The organism is Planococcus sp. ISL-109 (assembly GCF_018613655.1).
In the GTDB taxonomy this organism is placed as follows: domain Bacteria; phylum Bacillota; class Bacilli; order Bacillales_A; family Planococcaceae; genus Planococcus.
The window spans coordinates 424,351-442,913 of record NZ_JAGGPW010000004.1 but is presented as its reverse complement, the minus strand read 5'-3'; the positions used below and the strand labels follow the sequence as shown (position 1 = coordinate 442,913).

The 18,563-nt window shown below is 48.8% G+C and carries 15 protein-coding genes; all 15 read right to left on the bottom strand.

Annotation, left to right across the window (positions count from 1 at the left end):
* Positions 1-129: 129 nt before the first annotated feature.
* Entirely contained in the window at positions 130-1,140 is a 1,011-nt protein-coding gene (locus J7E21_RS03985) for an aspartate-semialdehyde dehydrogenase (protein WP_251047834.1), read from the bottom strand.
* Positions 1,141-1,251: 111 nt separating this feature from the next.
* Complete coding sequence (locus J7E21_RS03980) at positions 1,252-2,463, bottom strand: M16 family metallopeptidase (RefSeq protein WP_215104960.1); 1,212 nt, start codon at positions 2,461-2,463, stop codon at positions 1,252-1,254.
* A 69-nt stretch (positions 2,464-2,532) separates the two neighbouring features.
* Entirely contained in the window at positions 2,533-4,641 is a 2,109-nt protein-coding gene (gene pnp / locus J7E21_RS03975) for a polyribonucleotide nucleotidyltransferase (RefSeq protein ID WP_215104958.1), read from the bottom strand.
* A 136-nt stretch (positions 4,642-4,777) separates the two neighbouring features.
* Positions 4,778-5,047 (bottom strand): 30S ribosomal protein S15, encoded by a 270-nt coding sequence (gene rpsO / locus J7E21_RS03970; RefSeq protein ID WP_215104956.1) that lies wholly within the window; start codon positions 5,045-5,047, stop codon positions 4,778-4,780.
* Positions 5,048-5,181: 134 nt separating this feature from the next.
* Positions 5,182-6,123: a riboflavin biosynthesis protein RibF gene (ribF, locus tag J7E21_RS03965; protein ID WP_215104954.1), complete on the bottom strand. Its 942-nt coding sequence runs from the start codon at positions 6,121-6,123 to the stop codon at positions 5,182-5,184.
* A 1-nt stretch (position 6,124) separates the two neighbouring features.
* Positions 6,125-7,054 carry a tRNA pseudouridine(55) synthase TruB gene (gene truB / locus J7E21_RS03960; protein ID WP_215104952.1) on the bottom strand — a complete coding sequence of 310 codons (930 nt, stop codon included), beginning with the start codon at positions 7,052-7,054 and terminating at the stop codon, positions 6,125-6,127.
* Positions 7,055-7,143: 89 nt separating this feature from the next.
* Positions 7,144-7,494 (bottom strand): 30S ribosome-binding factor RbfA, encoded by a 351-nt coding sequence (gene rbfA / locus J7E21_RS03955; protein WP_215104950.1) that lies wholly within the window; start codon positions 7,492-7,494, stop codon positions 7,144-7,146.
* Positions 7,495-7,512: 18 nt separating this feature from the next.
* Positions 7,513-7,791 carry a DUF503 domain-containing protein gene (locus J7E21_RS03950; protein ID WP_215104948.1) on the bottom strand — a complete coding sequence of 93 codons (279 nt, stop codon included), beginning with the start codon at positions 7,789-7,791 and terminating at the stop codon, positions 7,513-7,515.
* Positions 7,788-10,052, bottom strand: coding sequence for a translation initiation factor IF-2 (gene infB / locus J7E21_RS03945; RefSeq protein ID WP_215104946.1), 2,265 nt, complete (start codon positions 10,050-10,052; stop codon positions 7,788-7,790). Before infB ends, J7E21_RS03950 begins: the two co-directional genes overlap by 4 nt.
* Positions 10,053-10,066: 14 nt before the next feature.
* Positions 10,067-10,375, bottom strand: a complete 309-nt coding sequence (locus tag J7E21_RS03940) for a YlxQ family RNA-binding protein (protein WP_215104944.1) — start codon at positions 10,373-10,375, stop codon at positions 10,067-10,069.
* Entirely contained in the window at positions 10,372-10,653 is a 282-nt protein-coding gene (gene rnpM, locus J7E21_RS03935) for an RNase P modulator RnpM (RefSeq protein WP_215104942.1), read from the bottom strand. Before rnpM ends, J7E21_RS03940 begins: the two co-directional genes overlap by 4 nt.
* Positions 10,654-10,672: 19 nt before the next feature.
* Positions 10,673-11,800 (bottom strand): transcription termination factor NusA, encoded by a 1,128-nt coding sequence (gene nusA, locus J7E21_RS03930; RefSeq protein ID WP_215104940.1) that lies wholly within the window; start codon positions 11,798-11,800, stop codon positions 10,673-10,675.
* Positions 11,801-11,823: 23 nt separating this feature from the next.
* Positions 11,824-12,309, bottom strand: coding sequence for a ribosome maturation factor RimP (gene rimP, locus J7E21_RS03925; RefSeq protein ID WP_215104938.1), 486 nt, complete (start codon positions 12,307-12,309; stop codon positions 11,824-11,826).
* Positions 12,310-12,435: 126 nt separating this feature from the next.
* The gene (locus J7E21_RS03920) at positions 12,436-16,743 is read right to left on the bottom strand and encodes a PolC-type DNA polymerase III (RefSeq protein ID WP_215104937.1); all 4,308 of its coding nucleotides are present in this window, start codon (positions 16,741-16,743) and stop codon (positions 12,436-12,438) included.
* An 80-nt stretch (positions 16,744-16,823) separates the two neighbouring features.
* Positions 16,824-18,527 (bottom strand): proline--tRNA ligase, encoded by a 1,704-nt coding sequence (locus tag J7E21_RS03915; RefSeq protein WP_215104935.1) that lies wholly within the window; start codon positions 18,525-18,527, stop codon positions 16,824-16,826.
* Between the last annotated feature and the right edge of the window lie 36 nt (positions 18,528-18,563).

Here is an 18,563-nt window from a genome sequence, read left to right as displayed (position 1 = left end):
TAGACAGCAATGATTGACCCCAACCACAAAAGCCACACGCTCTCGCTCAAGAAGCAAACACTTCCCAGCGATACGTGTGGCTCAGTTTCTGGACAGATTGCCGGCTTGTTAAGAAGGCCGCATTTAATTTTACAGCAACTGTTCTTCGATAAGCGCTTCCGCAATCTGAACGGAATTCAACGCAGCGCCTTTGATCAAATTATCGGAGACGACCCACAGATGATAGCCATTTGGATTGTCCAGGTCTTGGCGAATTCGGCCGACGAACACTTCATCTTTTCCGGCTGCCATGAGGGGCATCGGGTATTCCTGCTTGGACGGGTCGTCCTGAAGAATGACGCCTGGTGTACTGCGCAACGCATCTCTCACTTGCTCTAATGTCGGTGCGCGGTCGAACTCGGCATAAACCGATTCGGAGTGCCCGGTCACCACTGGCAAGCGCACACAAGTTGCGGCAACAGCCAAGTTTTGTGCATTCATGATTTTTTTCGTTTCGTTGATCATTTTCATTTCTTCCAGCGTATAGCCGTTTTCTGCAAATTGATCGATTTGCGGCACCGCATTGAACGCAATCGGGTAATGGCGCTCGGCTGATTTGACCGGTAATATTTTCGCCTCGGCAGTCGCAGCATTATCAAAATCCGCTGCCTGGTCTTTCAATTCATTAATCGCGTCGATTCCTGCACCCGATACAGCTTGGTACGTAGAAACGATGATTTTCCGCAAGCCGAATCTCTCTTTCAACGGCTGCAAGGCGCAGACCATTTGAATCGTAGAGCAGTTCGGATTCGCGATGACGCCGGAATGGCTTTTCAGTGCCTCTTTATTCACTTCGGGCACGACGAGCGGAACATCTTCGTTCATTCGGAACGCACTCGTATTGTCCACTACAATCGCACCGCGTTTGACCGCTTCGGGTGCGAATTTTTCTGAAACGCTGCCCCCTGCACTGAACAGCGCAATATCTATGCCTTCAAAAGAATCCGGTGTGGCTTCTTCTACCGTATAGGACTCACCGTTGAATTCTATTTTGCTCCCTGCAGAACGTTTAGATGACAAGAACTTTATGTTGCCGATTGGAAACTTGCGTTTTTCCAACTGATCTTTCATTTGTTGCCCAACGGCTCCGGTGGCGCCCATGATCGCTACATTATAAGTTTTCACTCGATTCTCTCCTTCACAACTAATTTGCGTTATTGTAACATAATTTATCTTAGTAAAGGAACAAATTACAGCGAATACTCACACAGTTCATTGTGAGCGGATGATGGAAACGGCTGGTGCATGGGCAGTCAATTGCATCAATTCCACCACATCTTCGCGCTTGACCGCATCAATCAGCCGGATGATATCGTCCGCTGTCTGGTGCTTACCGTGCAGCAATTCGTATTTCCCGTTGCGGCTCATCCGCGCACCGGTACTTTCCAGACCCAGCACCAAATTGCCTTTTAGTTGCTCACGTGAATCCTCCACTTCCGCTTCACTGATGTCACCGTCTTGCATGCGTTGAAGCGAGCCGCGGATCAATTCTTCCACTTCCCCCACTTGATGCGTAGCAGTTCCGCCGTATATGGCGAGCGTCCCGTGATCTGAATAAGCCGAATGGTACGAATAAACCGAATAGGCAAGTCCGCGGTCTTCGCGTATTTCCTGGAACAACCTCGATGACATTGACCCACCGACGATCGTGTTCATTACCGCAAGTGCAAACAGCCTATCGTCTTTCAGCGATAAGCCCGGATAACCTAAACAAAGATGCGCTTGTTCTGTATCTTTCTGCTTGATGGAATGGCCTGGGACAAATATTGGCAAAACATGTCTTTCGCCAGGATTTGAGCGCTCGAACGTGCCGAACAACTGTTCAATTTGGCGGAGCAGCGCCTGGTCAATATGTCCTGCTACCGACACCACTGTATTCGACGGCGTGTAATGCCGCTCCATGTAATCGAAAATCTGATCTCTCCTAAAGCGGTCGAGCGTTTCCGCAGTTCCTAAAATCGGCGCCCCGATTGCATTGCCGGGATACATGACGCGCCACAATTGTTCGTGGACATCGTCATCCGCCATATCTTCGGTCATGCTGATTTCTTCTTTAACGACGAGCCGTTCTTTGTCGATTTCTTCCGGCTCCATAACGGAATGGAAGAACATATCCGCCAGTACGTCCACCGCAAGCGGCGCGTGATGATCGAGCACCTTTGCATAATAGCACGTATATTCTTTTGAAGTATAAGCGTTCAAATCACCGCCGATGCGGTCGAATTCCCGTGCAATATCCTTTGCGCTGCGCGTGTGCGTTCCTTTAAACAGCAAATGCTCGATAAAATGGGTGATGCCGTTTTCTTCCGGGCTTTCATCGCGCGACCCTGTATTGACGAATACACCGACCGACACCGAACGGAAATGCGGGATGTGCTCTGAAACGATGCGCAAGCCGTTTTGGCAAGTATAAGTTGTAACCATTTTAAGACCCCCTGTATATGAAAAAAATTGCCGGCGAGTACCACCGGCAATTTCTCATTCAATCTGATTTTACGCCTTTTCGTCTGTTTCTTGTTGTTCTTTCAACACTATTTTACGTGATAGGTTGACGCGTCCTTGGCGGTCGATTTCGATGACTTTCACTTGTACAAGGTCGCCCATCTCCAAGACATCTTCCACTTCTTTCGTCCGCTCTTCCTGGATTTCGGAAATATGGAGAAGGCCGTCTTTGCCAGGGAACAATTCAACGAATGCACCGAACTTCTCGATACGCTTAACTGCGCCTTCGTAATATTCGCCGACTTTCGCCTCGCGGACAATATTTTCGATCATCGCTTTCGCTTTATCGTTCATTTCCTCATCAACTGAGGAAATGAAAATCGTGCCGTCTTGCTCTGTATCGATCTTCACGCCGGTTTCGTCGATGATTTTGTTGATGACTTTTCCGCCCGGCCCAATAACATCGCGGATTTTGTCCGGATTGATTTTCACCATGATGATTTTCGGTGCGAATTTCGACAAATTCGTGCGCGGTGTATTGATGGTGGCGATCATCGATTCCAAAATATGCAGACGGCCAATTTTTGCTTGCGTCAATGCCTCTTCTAAAATAGCACGGGACAAGCCGTCGATTTTGATATCCATCTGAAGCGCCGTAACGCCTTCTGCCGTTCCGGCCACTTTAAAGTCCATATCGCCCAGGTAGTCTTCCATCCCTTGGATATCGGATAGCACGGTGTAATTTTCGCCTTTTTTCACGAGCCCCATGGCAATGCCGGCAACCGGTGCTTTCAGTGGCACACCTGCATCCATCATGGCGAGCGTCGAAGCGCAAATGCTCGCTTGTGATGTAGAACCGTTCGATTCAAGCACTTCGGAAACGAGTCGGATCGTATATGGGAAATCTTTTTCACTTGGGATGACCGCTTCAAGCGCACGTTCACCGAGCGCGCCGTGGCCGATTTCGCGGCGGCCTGGGCCACGCAAGAAACCGGTTTCGCCGACAGAAAACAGCGGGAAATTATAATGATGCATAAAGCGCTTGGTCTCTTCTAATCCAAGGCCGTCGATGATTTGGACATCGCCGAGTGCGCCAAGCGTACAAATGCTCATCGCCTGCGTCTGGCCGCGTGTAAAGAGACCGGAACCGTGTGTGCGTGCGAGCACGCCGACTTCTGAAGACAATTCGCGGATTTCTGAAGGGCCGCGGCCATCCGGACGGATTTTTTCGTCCGTGATAAGGCGGCGTACTTCGTCTTTAACCATTTTATCGAGAACTTGGCCCGCTTGCTTTTTGATGTCATCTGCTGATTCTGCATACGCTTCAAGCGCACGATCACGGACTGCTGCAATCGCTTCGTTGCGCGCTTGCTTTTCGTTCACTTGAACAGCAGCGTTCAAGTCTTGTTCAACTGCGGCTTTCAGTTCCGCTGTCAATTCAGCATCCAGTTCGTATAATTGAACCGCTGTTTTTTCTTTGGCTACTTCGGCTGCAATTTCTTCCTGGAATGCGATCAGCTTTTTGATTTCTTCATGGCCGAACATGATCGCTTCAAGAATCACTTCTTCGGAAACTTCCTTCGCACCTGCCTCAACCATGTTGATGGCATCTTTCGTGCCCGCAACGATCAAGTTGATCGAACTTTTTTCCATTTGTGCACCTGTCGGGTTGATGAGGTACTCACCATCGACAAGGCCTACGATGACGCCGGCAATCGGGCCGTCGAACGGAATATCAGAAATCATCAATGATAATGACGAGCCGAACATGGCTGCCATTTCAGACGGGCAGTCCTGGTCGACGGACATGACCATGGAAATGACTTGCACTTCGTTGCGGAAACCATCCGGGAATAACGGACGCAGCGGACGGTCGATTAAACGGCTGGTCAATGTCGCCTTTTCAGACGGGCGCCCTTCGCGTTTAATGAAACCGCCTGGGATTTTTCCGACTGCATATTGGCGCTCTTCGTAGTTCACCGTAAGTGGGAAAAAGTCCAACGGCTTCGGAGTTTTTGATGCTGTTGCAGTGGATAGCACTGCTGTATCGCCGTAACGGATTAATGCTGCTCCGTTTGCTTGTTTTGCCAATTGACCGACTTCCACCTTGAGTTCGCGGCCTGCCCAGTCGAATGTGTAAACCTTCTTTGTTTGCTCCATAGTCGAGCTCCTCTCTTACTGTGTATCTCGTATGTATCCTTAAGTAGTGTATCAAAAAAGCATCTTGAGTGCGATTGAATGCAAAGTTTTAAGCATAAAGAAAAAGCGGGACGAATCCCGCTTTTTCTGCTTACTATTATCGACGTAGACCAAGTCTTCCGATTAAATCACGGTAGCGTTGTACATCGTTCTCGCGTAGATACTTAAGCAAGTTACGACGGCGTCCGACCATTTTGAATAGACCACGACGTGAATGGTGATCTTTCTTGTGGGTACGCAAGTGCTCGTTCAAGTTGTTGATGTCCTCAGTAAGAATAGCGATCTGAATTTCTGGAGAACCAGTATCAGTGTCATGCACTTTGTATTCAGTGATCAATTCATTTTTACGTTCTTGAGTGATTGCCATGCTGTTCCACCTCCTAATCTCTAATAGCCCCAATTACTGAGCAAACGTTGGTGATTCGATTTGCCAAGCAACGGTTAGTACGTTCAGTACTCAGTTATCATAGCACAGTGATTTCTTGAAATCAACTGTCGGTTTCACCCTCCGAAGTATTGTTTCGCGGTTTCTTTGTCCCGCCCAATTTGCTGTTTCAGCTCTTCGATACCGGAAAATTTCTGCTCGTCACGGATCCGTTTATACCATTCGACGGTGACTTTTTCACCATAGATCGACTTATCGAAATCGAGGATATGAACTTCAATGACCAAGTTTTTAATGTCCGGATTATGGAATGTCGGTTTATAGCCGACATTGCTGACGCCATCAAAGTAAGCGCCCTGCACTTCGATACGGACGGCATAGACGCCGCGCTTCGGAACGAATGTACCGAGTTCAGGTTCAATGTTCGCTGTCGGGAAACCGATTGTCCGGCCCCGCTTGTCGCCGTTGACTACGGTCCCTGATATTCGATATGGCCTGCCGAGCAACTGATGTACCGGTTCAACAAGTCCGTCTTTCAGCAAATGGCGGATCCGAGTCGAACTGACCTTCTCATTGCCTTCTTCCAATTTCCCGACAGTCGTCACTGCGTATTCTCCACCGCTGAACGATTCCATCAGCGCCATATCGCCGCCGCCTTTGGAGCCGAACGAAAAATCAAATCCCGCGACCACTTGCTTGACCCCCAAACTTTTGATGAAATGCTCGATGAATTGCTCAGGGGAGAGTTTCGCGAACTCCGAAGTAAAGCGCACGATAAAGCAAATGTCGACACCCATCTCTTGTAAAATCGCCATTTTTTGATTGAGCGGCGTGATGTAGAATACCTCTTCTTTTCGGCCGCCGAGGACGAGCGATGGATGGGGATCGAATGTCATCACAGCAGACTTCATGTCTTTGCTGCGTGCTTTTTCGATCGCCGCACCGATTACTTGCTGATGGCCTTTATGGACGCCGTCGAAAAATCCGATAGCCATCGAAATCGGTCCGTAATCTTTCGACTTCATCTCATGCGGATAGCTCAAGTGAATGATTTTCATATTACACCTCGTCTGTTTTAGGGAATCCAAACATTTTTTCAGGTTTCATTTTGCCCGGCTTTTCCGGGTGCCTTTTATACAACGCCACCGGCTCGCCCTTATAAGTGAACACGACAAGCGGTTCTTCCAAAAGGACTGGATGTTCATCGAGTACTTGCCCGTTTTTGATGCCGAACAGCAAATCCGGTGTGATTTCTGTAAACGGAAATGCACTCAAGCCGTATGCGATCGGCTGCAACACCGAGTCGATATTTCCATTTTGGGCAATTTCTTCGACTTCGGCAAGTGTGACACATTGCTCTTTTGTAAAGCTGCCGGATTCTGTCCGTGTCAGCTGGGACATATGGGCAGGATAGCCAAGCGCCTGGCCGATCTGCACCGCCAAGGTCCGGATATATGTGCCTTTGCCGCAGCGGATACGGATGCGGAACTTTATATTCTGTCCGCTCCATGAGTCGTCAGTTTCCAACAATTCGATGGAATCGATGTGGACAGTCCGTACCGGACGATCGACCGTTTCACCTTTTCGTGCATATTCATAAAGCTTTCTGCCGTTCACTTTGACAGCGGAATACATCGGGGGAATTTGTTCGATATCCCCTGTTAAACTTCCCAGCGCTGCTTCCAATTGCTGCCTGGTTACTATTTTTACACTGGTATCCCGATCGACCACTGCGCCTTCAGCATCTTCGGTTTCAGTGGAAAATCCGATCAACACTTCCGCTTCGTACGTTTTCCCCTGGTCTGTAATATACTCCGCCACTTTCGTCGAACGTCCTAAACAAATCGGCAGAACCCCGTCCACTTGTGGATCGAGTGTACCGGTATGTCCGACTTTTTTTGTTTTCAAGATTTTCCGCAGGCGGAAAACACAATCGTGGGAAGTCATTCCCGGCTCTTTCCATAAGGGAAGAATTCCATTTGGCTCCACGGCTAGCACTCCTCTCTTACTTCGCTTTTTTGGTCTTTTGTTATGTAGAAAAAAGCCTGCTGTCTAATATAGACCAGCAGGCTTTCCGTTTACTCTTCTGTTGGTTCTTTAATATCCCGCAGCAATGATTCGATTCGATTGCCGTACGCGACAGATGAATCGATTTCAAACGCCAACTCAGGAGTCTTGCGCAAACGGATCCGCTGCCCGATTTCCGAGCGGATGAATCCTTTGGACTTGGACAAACCGAGCAAAGTCTGCTCTTTCGCTTTATCATCGCCCAATACGCTAACATAGACCGTTGCCTGTTGAAGGTCGCCCGTCACTTCGACATCCGTCACTGTGACAAATCCGATGCGCGGATCTTTCAATTTTCTGCCGATAATATCACTAAGCTCTTTTTTCATCTGCTCAGCTACACGATTCGAGCGCATTGACATTTCGAATCCACTCCGTTCTTACAAATATTCTTTCTCTATTTCCATGCATTCCCACGATGGGTTGCTTTCCAAAAAGCGCAGCACTTGCGCCATTTCCCGCTCCGCTACTTCTTTCGAAGAAGCGACGGTGACAAATGCCAGGCGCGCGCGCTGCCATACTTCCTGGTGATCAATCTCAGCCGCGGATACATTAAACTTTTGCTTTGTACGGGTCATCATACTTTTGACGACTGCCCGCTTATCTTTCAATGAATGCGCTATTGGGATGAAAAATTCGCATTCCATGGAAAGAATCACTTCCGTTCGATTTCTTCCATGATGTAAGCTTCAAGGATGTCGCCTTCTTTGACGTCGTTGAAGTTTTTGATCGTGACGCCGCATTCATAGCCTTTTGCGACTTCTTTCGCATCGTCTTTGAAACGTTTCAACGTGTCGATTTCACCTTCAAATACGACAATGCCTTCACGGATAATGCGGACGCCGCTGTTGCGGGTGATTTTACCTTCTGTTACATAGCTTCCTGCAATCGTTCCGACTTTGGAAACTTTGAACGTGCTGCGGATTTCTGCTTGGCCGATGATTTTCTCTTCGAATTCTGGATCCAAGAGGCCTTTCATCGCTGCTTCGATTTCCTCGATCACTTTATAGATGATGCGGTGCAAACGGATGTCGACGCCTTCCGCATCTGCAGCGCGTTTCGCGTTTACATCTGGGCGTACGTTAAAGCCGATGATGATGGCATTAGAAGCTGCCGCCAATGCAACGTCGGATTCTGTAATCGCACCAGCACCGGTGTGGATGACTTTCACATTGACGCCTTCTACATCGATCTTCAATAGAGAAGCTGCCATTGCTTCAACTGTTCCTTGAACGTCTGCTTTGACAATCAAGTTCAGCTCTTTCATCTCACCTTGTTTCAATTGGTCGAACAAGTTATCGAGCGTGACGCGGTTCTTTTCAGAACGCATTTCCTGGAGCGCTGTAGCAGAACGCGCTTCGCCGATTTGGCGGGCGGTTCTTTCGTCTTCAAAGACAACGAAACGATCGCCTGCTTGCGGCACGTCGCTGAGTCCTGTAATTTCAACAGGCGTCGACGGGCCAGCCGTTTTCACGCGGCGCCCAAGATCGTTGACCATTGCACGGACGCGTCCGAACGTATGGCCGACTACTATCGGGTCACCGACATGCAAAGTGCCGTCCTGGACGAGTAACGTCGCCACAGATCCGCGTCCTTTGTCGAGCTCAGCTTCGATGACCGTACCGATTGCACGGCGGCCAGGGTTGGCTTTCAGTTCGCCAACTTCAGAAACAAGCAAAATCATTTCAAGAAGTGTGTCGATACCGTCGCCTTTCAAAGCGGATATTGGGACAAAAATCGTGTCGCCGCCCCATGCTTCTGGAACAAGACCGTGTTCTGTCAATTCTTGCATAACGCGGTCTGGGTTAGCGGAAGGTTTATCCATTTTGTTGACAGCGATGATGATCGGAACTTCTGCTGCTTTCGCGTGGTTGATCGCTTCCACCGTTTGCGGCATTACGCCATCGTCAGCTGCGACCACGATAATTGCAAGATCCGTCACTTTTGCACCGCGGGCACGCATCGTCGTAAAGGCGGCGTGGCCTGGTGTATCAAGGAACGTGATTTTCTTATCGTTTTCGTCCACTTGATAAGCACCGATATGCTGCGTGATTCCGCCAGCTTCTCCAGCAGTCACTTTCGTATGGCGTATCGAATCCAGCAACGTCGTTTTCCCGTGGTCAACGTGACCCATGATGGTGACGACTGGCGGACGTTCTTCTTTGAGGGACTCTTCTTCCGGTTCGAAGTAAACTTCAAGGTCGGTTTTGTCGACCAAGATTTCTTCTTCTACTTCCACTTCATATTCTGCGCAAACGAGTTCAATGGCATCTTTATCCAACTCTTGGTTGATTGTTGCCATAACGCCTAACATGAACAACTTTTTGATTATTTCAGATGGCTCACGGCCAAGTTTTTTCGCCAGTTCGCCTACCGTCAATGATTCACTGAATGTGATTTTTGCCGGCAATTCTTTTTCTCTTCTCGGCATTGGCGGCATCGGGTTCACCGGACGCTGCTGCTTGCCTTTGCGGTTGCGGTTTTGTCCACCGCGCCCCGGTCCGCCTGAACGGCCGCGCTGGCCTGGAGCTGGAGCTGGTTTGGCTGCTTTTGGCGTGAAGTTGGTACCGCGTGCTTCTTGTGTTCCTTGTTGCGTTGACTGGGAACTCTTTTGGCCGCCTGTGCGGTTCTGGCTCTGTCCGCTTGGAGGGCGTGATTGCCCACTTTGCGGGCGGGATTGTCCGCTCTGTCCGCTTTGTCCGCGGCGCTGGTTTTGACCTTGCGGGCGTGATTGCCCACCTTGTGCACGAGTTCCTTGTGCAGGCTTTTTATAAATACCATCCAATTTCGTCACAGCAGTATCTTCTAAAGTTGCCATGTGATTATTGACCTGGATATTCATTTTAGACAATTCATCGATGATGTCTTTACTTGGTTTATTTACTTTTTTCGCGTATTCATGTACTCGAATTTTGGTCATCTGCTCACCCCCGGTTAGTTTTCATCAAACAGGCTCGTCATTTTCTTTGCAAATCCCTTATCGGTAATCGCCAAAACGACGCGCGCTTCTTTTCCTATTGCATGGCCAATTTCATAGCGGTTTGCGCCAATTCGGACTGGAACATTATAGGATTTACATTTATCCTGCAATTTTTTCCTTGTGTTATCGGATGCGTCTTCAGCCAAAATGACCAATTTCGCTTTGCCTCGCCGCACTTCACTGATGACCAGTTCTTCGCCGGTGATCATTTTGCGTGCCCGCGTGGCAAGCCCTAATAATTGAAGGATCTTTTCTTTATTCATGATTTCAGCTGCTCTCTGCGTACGGTGTGGACGAGCTCCTCGTAGATTTCGTCTGGAACTTTCACTTCAAGCTGCTTGTCCAAAACCTTCTTTTTGCGTGCAAGCTCGATGGCATCTTCCGATTTTGAAACGTATGCGCCTCTTCCCGACTTTTTGCCGGTCAAATCGACGAATAGTTCGCCTTCTTTGGAACGGACGACGCGGATCATTTCTTTTTTCGGAAGCATCTCACCGGTTGCAACACATTTGCGTAACGGAATTTTCTTTTGCATAGCCAACGGATATCACCTTCTCAGCTTATTCTTCTTCGTCATAAAAATCAAAGTCATCCGATTCTTCACCGGCTTCTGAAGCTGCTGAAGTATCGTTGGCGGGCGGATAAATCCCCAATTCACGGGCATCCGTTTCACTCTTGATATCAATTTTCCAACCTGTCAATTTCGCTGCCAAGCGGGCGTTTTGCCCGCGCTTGCCGATTGCAAGAGACAATTGATAATCCGGCACGACGACTGTCGTAGATTTGTCATCATCTCTTACTTGAACGTCAAGTACTTTTGACGGGCTCAGTGCATTCGCTACGAAAACGACCGGATCTTCCGACCATTCGACGATATCGATTTTTTCGCCCCCTAGTTCATTGACGATTGTTTGGACGCGACCCCCGCGTGAACCGACACATGAACCGACTGGGTCTACTTCATCATCGTGAGCATAAACCGAAATTTTCGAACGGTCTCCCGCTTCGCGCGCAATCGATTTGATCTCGACGATGCCGTCGTAAATTTCCGGCACTTCGTTCTCGAACAATCGGCGCAAGAGACCTGGATGTGTGCGCGACACGAATACTTGCGGTCCGCGTGTCGTGCGTTCGACTTTTGTAATATAGACTTTGATGCGATCATGCGGCTGATAGCTTTCGTTCGGCATTTGCTCTGTCTGCGGAAGCACTGCTTCCACTTTGCCTAGTCCGACATATAAGTTGCGCGCGTCCATGCGTTCGACGATGCCATTAACGATATCGTCTGCACGGTCCACATATTCTTCGAAAATCATTCCGCGCTCAGCTTCACGTACGCGCTGAGTCACCACTTGCTTTGCAGTTTGTGCTGCAATACGGCCAAAATTGCGGGGGGTAACTTCTTCTTCCACGATGTCGCCGAGTTCATAAACCGGGTTGAGTGCATGGGCATCCTCCAGTGAAATCTGCAGGCGCTCATCTTCGACTTCTTCGACTACGTCTTTGCGGGAATACACAAGCATCGTCCCGGTATCAAGGTTCAAATCGATACGAACATTTTGCGCTTGGTTGAAATTGCGCTTATATGCAGTAACGAGTGCCGCTTCAATAGCTTCAATCAGCACATCGCGTGATATCCCTTTTTGTTTCTCCAATACTTCTAAAGCATCCAATAACTCACTGCTCATAGTTTTTTCACTCCTAAAGTCTTCTATTCAGCTTTTGCAGAAAAGTCGATCGCCAGACGAATCAAGGCGATTTTCGTTTTCGGGATGCTGATGGTCTTTCTGCGGGTTTTGATTTTGATTTCAATTTCAACTTGTTCATCATCGAATGATTTCAAATAGCCTTCGAACTCTTTTGCGCCTTCCACCGGCTCATAGGTTTTGATGTAGATGAACTTCCCTAAAGCTTTTTCGAAATCCTTTTCTTTCTTCAGCGGCCGCTCTGCTCCCGGAGAAGAGACTTCAAGAAAATAATTCTGCTCGATCGGATCCACTTCATCCAATAATTCGCTTAATCGTTCGCTGACGATGGCGCATTGGTCGATATCGATCGGTGCATGTGGATTGTCCACATACACACGCAAAAACCAGTTTTTCCCCTCTTTCAAAAACTCGACATCCACTAGCTCCAATTCGAGCTCATCAATGATCGGTTGTGCCATTGTTTCAATTTGTTCAGTAATTTTGCTCATAAAATGCCTCCTGCCAATAATTCGCCACAACAAACAGAAAAGAGCGGGAGAACCCACTCTTCTGCGACAGAGCTATCAGTAAATGTTACTACAATAATACCATGCTTAGCGGTGCGGCGCAACCGACTAGAACAAGGACAGCTGATTGGCGTCAGGCATCCCTTCTAGACAGCCGTGATCATCCATGTACTCGATGATCGTTTTTGAAACGCGGCCGCGCTGCTGTAAATCTTCTTTCGACAGGAATGAGCCTTCGCCCCGCGCTGCAACGATGGATTGGGCGGCATTCGTCCCAAGTCCCGGTATGGCGTTGAACGGCGGGATCAAGGTATTGCCTTCGATAAGAAATTGATCAGCAGACGATTTATACAAATCGACCTTCTGGAAACTGTAGCCGCGCTCCACCATCTCGAGCGCCAATTCCATTACGGTCATTAAGTTCTTCTCTTTCGTTGAAGCTTCAAGCCCTTTGGAATTAATCTCATCCACTTTCGCGCGAATGGACTGGGAACCTTTTGCCATCGCATTAACATCGAAATCTTCGGCACGCACTGTGAAATATGCAGCGTAATACAGAACCGGGAAGTGCACTTTGAAATACGCAATCCGGACCGCCATCAAGACATAAGCGGCAGCGTGAGCTTTCGGGAACATATACTTAATCTTTTTACATGATTCGATGTACCAGTTTGGAACAGCTTTCTCTTTCATCGCCGTTTCCATCTCCGGTGTTAAGCCTTTCCCTTTCCGCACAGATTCCATAATCTTAAACGCCAGTGAAGATTCCAGTCCTTGATAAATCAAATAGACCATAATATCATCCCGGCAGCCGATTACGTCGGACAGTTGGCACGTGCCGTTATGAATCAGTTCCTGGGCATTGCCGAGCCAAACGTCCGTACCGTGGGACAGACCCGAAATCTGCACGAGCTCCGAAAATGTCGTCGGCTTAGTGTCTTCAAGCATCTGGCGAACAAAACGCGTCCCGAACTCCGGTATGCCGAGCGTTCCGGTTTTGCAGCCAATCTGTTCTTTCGTAACGCCGAGCGATTCTGGCCCGGCAAATATTTTCATCACTTCCGGATCATCAGTGGGAATCGTTTTCGGATCGATGCCGGACAAGTCCTGCAGCATGCGGATCACCGTTGGATCATCATGCCCGAGAATATCAAGCTTCAGCAGATTGTCATGGATCGAGTGGAAATCAAAATGCGTCGTCTTCCATTCCGAATCCTGCGCATCGGCTGGAAACTGGATCGGGGAAAAATCATAAATATCCATATAATCCGGAACAACAATGATGCCCCCCGGGTGCTGCCCCGTGTTGCGCTTAACGCCAGAACACCCTTGCACCAAGCGGTCGATCTCAGCACCGCGAAGCGTCATATCGCGGTCATTCGCATAACCGCGGACATAGCCGTAAGCCGTTTTTTCAGCGACCGTTCCGATCGTACCTGCCCGGAACACATTGTCTTCACCAAACAGCACTTTCGTGTAATCGTGCGCTTTCGACTGGTATTCCCCACTAAAGTTCAAATCGATATCAGGCACTTTATCACCTTTAAATCCTAGGAACGTCTCAAATGGAATGTCTTGCCCATCTTTTTTGTAAGGTATGCCGCAATCGGGGCAGTCTTTGTCTTTTAAGTCGAACCCTGAACCGACTGATCCGTCATCGAAGAACTCATGTTTTTTGCATTTACGGCATACATAATGCGGCGGCAGCGGATTGACCTCCGTAATTTCCGTCAACGTTGCCACAAGTGATGACCCCACAGAGCCCCGCGAACCGACCAAATAGCCGTCATCCAATGATTTTTTCACCAGCTTATGCGAAATCAAATAAATGACCGCAAAGCCGTGGCCGATGATCGACTTCAATTCTTTTTCGATGCGCGCTTCAACGATCTCCGGAAGATCATCGCCATAAATTGAGCGTGCTGTCGAATAGCTGAGTTCACGGACTTCTTCGTCCGCTCCTTCAATTTTCGGCGTGTACAGTTCATCTTTGATTGGTTTGACGACATCGATCATCTCTGCGATTTTCAGCGAGTTGTCGACGACGATTTCGCGTGCCGTCTCTTCACCGAGAAAATCGAACGCTTCTAGCATTTCATTGGTCGTGCGGAAATGCACTTTCGGCAACTTCGAGCGGTTCAATGGATTCGCCCCGCCTTGTGAACCGATCAATACTTGGCGGAATACTGCATCTGTTTCATCCAAATAATGGACGTTGCCGGTCGCTACAAGAGGCTTGTCGAGCTTGCGGCTCACTTTGACCAGCTTGCGGATAATGTCTTCCAAATTCCATTCATCACGTATGAGCTCCCGTTCAATCAATGGTTGGTACACTGCCTTCGGGTGCACTTCCAAGTAATCATAGAACTGGGCGATACGTTCCACTTCTTCCATTGATTTTTGCATGACTGCTTCAAATACTTCCCCTTTGTCACAACCCGACCCGACGAGCAAGCCTTTGCGGTGGCGCTGAAGAAGCGAGCGTGGAATGCGCGGAACACGGTAGAAATAATTGATGTGCGATGCCGACACGAGTTTGAATAGGTTTTTGAGGCCTTCCTGGTCTTTTGCCAGCAGTGTGCAATGTGTCGGACGGGAGCGTTTATAAGAGTCGCCGGTACCGACGTAATCATTTAATTGGTCATGGTACAGAATTCCTTTTTCATCCGCTTCTTTCAGCAGATGGGTCATCAAATACGCAGTCGCTTCCGTATCGTAAATCGCACGGTGATGCTGTGTCAGTTCGATGTTAAACTTTTTCGCCAGCGTGTTCAAACGGTGATTTTTCATTTCGGGATGCAGCATGCGTGCCAGTTCCAGCGTATCGATTGTGGCATGTGCTTTATCGATGCCCATTTTTTTATAGGCGACATACAAGAAGCCCATATCGAACGAGGCATTGTGCGCGACCATGATATGATCGCCCGCCCACTCGTGGTATTCACGGATGACCTCTTCCACTTCAGGTGCGTTTTTGACCATATCGTCTGTGATGCCGGTCAGTTCGATTGTCGTTGAAGATAGCGGGTGGTGCGGATTGGCAAAACGCTCGAATTTCTCGATGATTTGCCCGCCTTTGATCTTCACTGCCGCCAGTTCGATGATGGTGTCGTAAACCGCTGATAACCCGGTCGTCTCCAAGTCGAACACGACATAAGTTTCTTCCTCGAGCAACACGTGGCGCTCTTCATAAGCAATCGGAACGCCATCATCGACCAGGTTTGCTTCTAGACCAAAAATCGCTTTAATACCGTGCTTCTGGCTCGCCGCATAGGCATCCGGAAACGCCTGCACACCTGCATGGTCCGTAATTGCGATGGCCGGATGCCCCCATTTTGCCGCTTGGGCCACTAATGATTCAATGGAAGAAACGCCATCCATCTGGCTCATCTTTGAGTGCAAATGCAATTCCGCCCGTTTGACTTCGGCTGTATCTTTGCGCACCGCGGGGTTAATTTCAACCATGTCCTGTGCCATCATGACCAAGTCGCGGACGAACGTATCAGTTTGGATCGAGCCTCTTGCTTTCAGCCACATGCCTTTTTTCGCTTGCGCCATGAGTTCGGCGTCTTCTTTATCACGCGAGAACATTTTAACGAGAATAGAGTCTGTGTAATCCGTAATTTTTACAGTCAATAAAGAACGGCCGCTGCGAAGTTCACGGACTTCCACATCGAACACAAAGCCCTCTATTGTTACGCGGCGCTCTTCATCGACAATCGAACGGATTTCTGAAATCTGCTCATCCGGTTTGATGCCGGTACCCATTTGGAAAGGTCCTGAAGGTGCGCCGTTTTCCTTGCGGTCCGTTTCCCGTTTTTTCATATCTGCGACCGCTTTTTTCGCCATCGCTTCTTCTTCAACTTTGCGCTCCACCATAAACGCTTCGTGTGCCGCTTGCTGATCTTCAGCAGACAGTCGGAAATCGATAGCGAACGGCGGGAAGCCGAATTGCTGATAAACAGCGCTGAGTTTTTCTGTATATTTGGACTTTAAAGCCATCATTTCGTGCTCATGGCAGCAGTCGACGATCAGCTTGCTGCCGTTCCAGTCGGGCGCTTGCGATAACAACCGCTCCCGCAGCGGCGGTGCCATATCCGCCAATTCATCGACGACTTGGCGCCAATAGGCATTCACTTGCTCTCCGCCCGCTTGCTGGACGTTGGTTTCAATATGCAATTGAACGGCTGCAATCGACGAAAACTTCGCCTGAAGCCGCTCGCGAAATTGAATAAATAATTCTAGCGGCAGCACGTTTTGCAGTTTGACGAGAAACCGCCACGAACGCTCTTTTTTATGGACGGTCATGCGCGTCAGTTCTGCCTCTTCAAAAAAAGGCATATTGACATCTTCGGTTAATTCCAAATGCTGCAGCAACAACTTGAATCTCATTTTGGCGTCTTGCTCATTTATCATGATTATCCCCTTCGCCATTTATTTCATAAAAAGAAAGGAAAGTACACATGTACTTTCCTGTTATCATATCAGATTTTTGCTTATCGCTTAAAGAATTCGCGTACCTTCTCAAGCACTTCGTCTTTATGCCATTCGACCGTTTCGTTGGTCTGACGGATTTTCACTTCCAAAACGCCTTCTGCAGCACGTTTGCCGACAGTGATACGGATCGGCATGCCGATCAAGTCAGCATCTGCGAATTTCACGCCAGCGCGCTCTTTCCGGTCATCTAGCAGCACTTCAAAGCGCTGCTCTTTCAACTGCTCATAAAGCTCTTCTCCAACTTCACGCTGGACATCGTCTTTGACGTTGACCGGCACGATATGGACTTCGTACGGGGCAACGGCGTTCGGCCATGTAAACCCGGCATCGTCCTGAAACTGCTCTGCTACTGCGGCAACAACTCGTGACACTCCGATTCCGTAGCAGCCCATAATATAAGGCATCGCTTTTCCTTGATCATTGAGGAATGTCGCTTTCATCGGTTCGCTGTAAGTCGTTCCTAGCTTAAAGATATGGCCGACTTCGATGCCTTTGGCGAATTTGATTGTGCCCTCGCCGTCTGGTGACGGGTCACCTTCTTGGACAAAGCGCAGATCTCCGTATTCTTCAACAGAGAAGTCCTCTCCTGGTGTCACGTTGATCAAATGGACGCCTTCTTCGTTGGCGCCTGTGACGCCATTAACGATCGATTTGACGGCCTGGTCAGCGAATACACGGACGCCGGACGGCAAGCCAACAGGGCCGATCGATCCGATATCGCAAGACAGCAACCCATGCACCTCTTCCGGTGTCGCCATTTCAACAAGCTTCGCCCCTGAAATGTGCTTGACTTTCACATCGTTCACTTCGTGGTCTCCGCGCGACAAGACGACAATCAATTCTTCGTCCGCTTTGAAAACCAATGTTTTGATGCAGTGTTCAGGCGTCGTATCGAGGAATTCCGCCACTTGTGCGATGGTCTTCTGGTCCGGCGTCGATACTTTTTCGACCGCGCGAGCTGATTCATCGGATTTTGGGTAGTCCATGTCAACAGCAGCCATTTCAATATTGGCGGCGTACGATGAACTGTCGGAATAAGCGATCGTGTCTTCTCCTATTTCCGACAGCACCATGAACTCATGGTTGTCTTTTCCGCCGATTGCACCCGAGTCAGCGATGACCGCACGGAAATTCAAGCCGAGTCGGCTGAAGATATTGCTGTAAGCTTGCATCATGTCATCATATGTCGCATCCAAGCTTTCGGTTGTCGCATGGAACGAATAGGCATCTTTCATGAGGAATTCACGTCCACGCAACAAACCGAAGCGCGGGCGTTTTTCGTCGCGAAATTTAGACTGGATCTGATAAAGCGTCAGCGGCAGCTTTTTATACGATTTGATTTCATCGCGCAGCAAGCTGGTAATGACTTCCTCGTGAGTCGCACCGAGTGCAAACTCGCGGTTGTTACGGTCTTTTAAGCGCATCAACTCATCACCGTACGAATACCAGCGTCCGGTTTCCTGCCATAGCTCTGCTTGCTGCAAAGCTGGCATAAACACTTCAGCGCCATTGATCGCTTCCATTTCCTCGCGGATAATATGTTCTACCTTGTGCAGGACACGTTTGCCGAGCGGCAAAAACGAATAAATTCCGCTTGTATTTTGGCGGATAAATCCAGCACGCAGCAATAATTGATGTGATTTCACTTCCGCATCAGCTGGAGTTTCCCGTAACGTCGGGATAAAGCTTAATGTTTGTCTCATATTCGAATACACCTCAACTGACTATTTTATTTTATT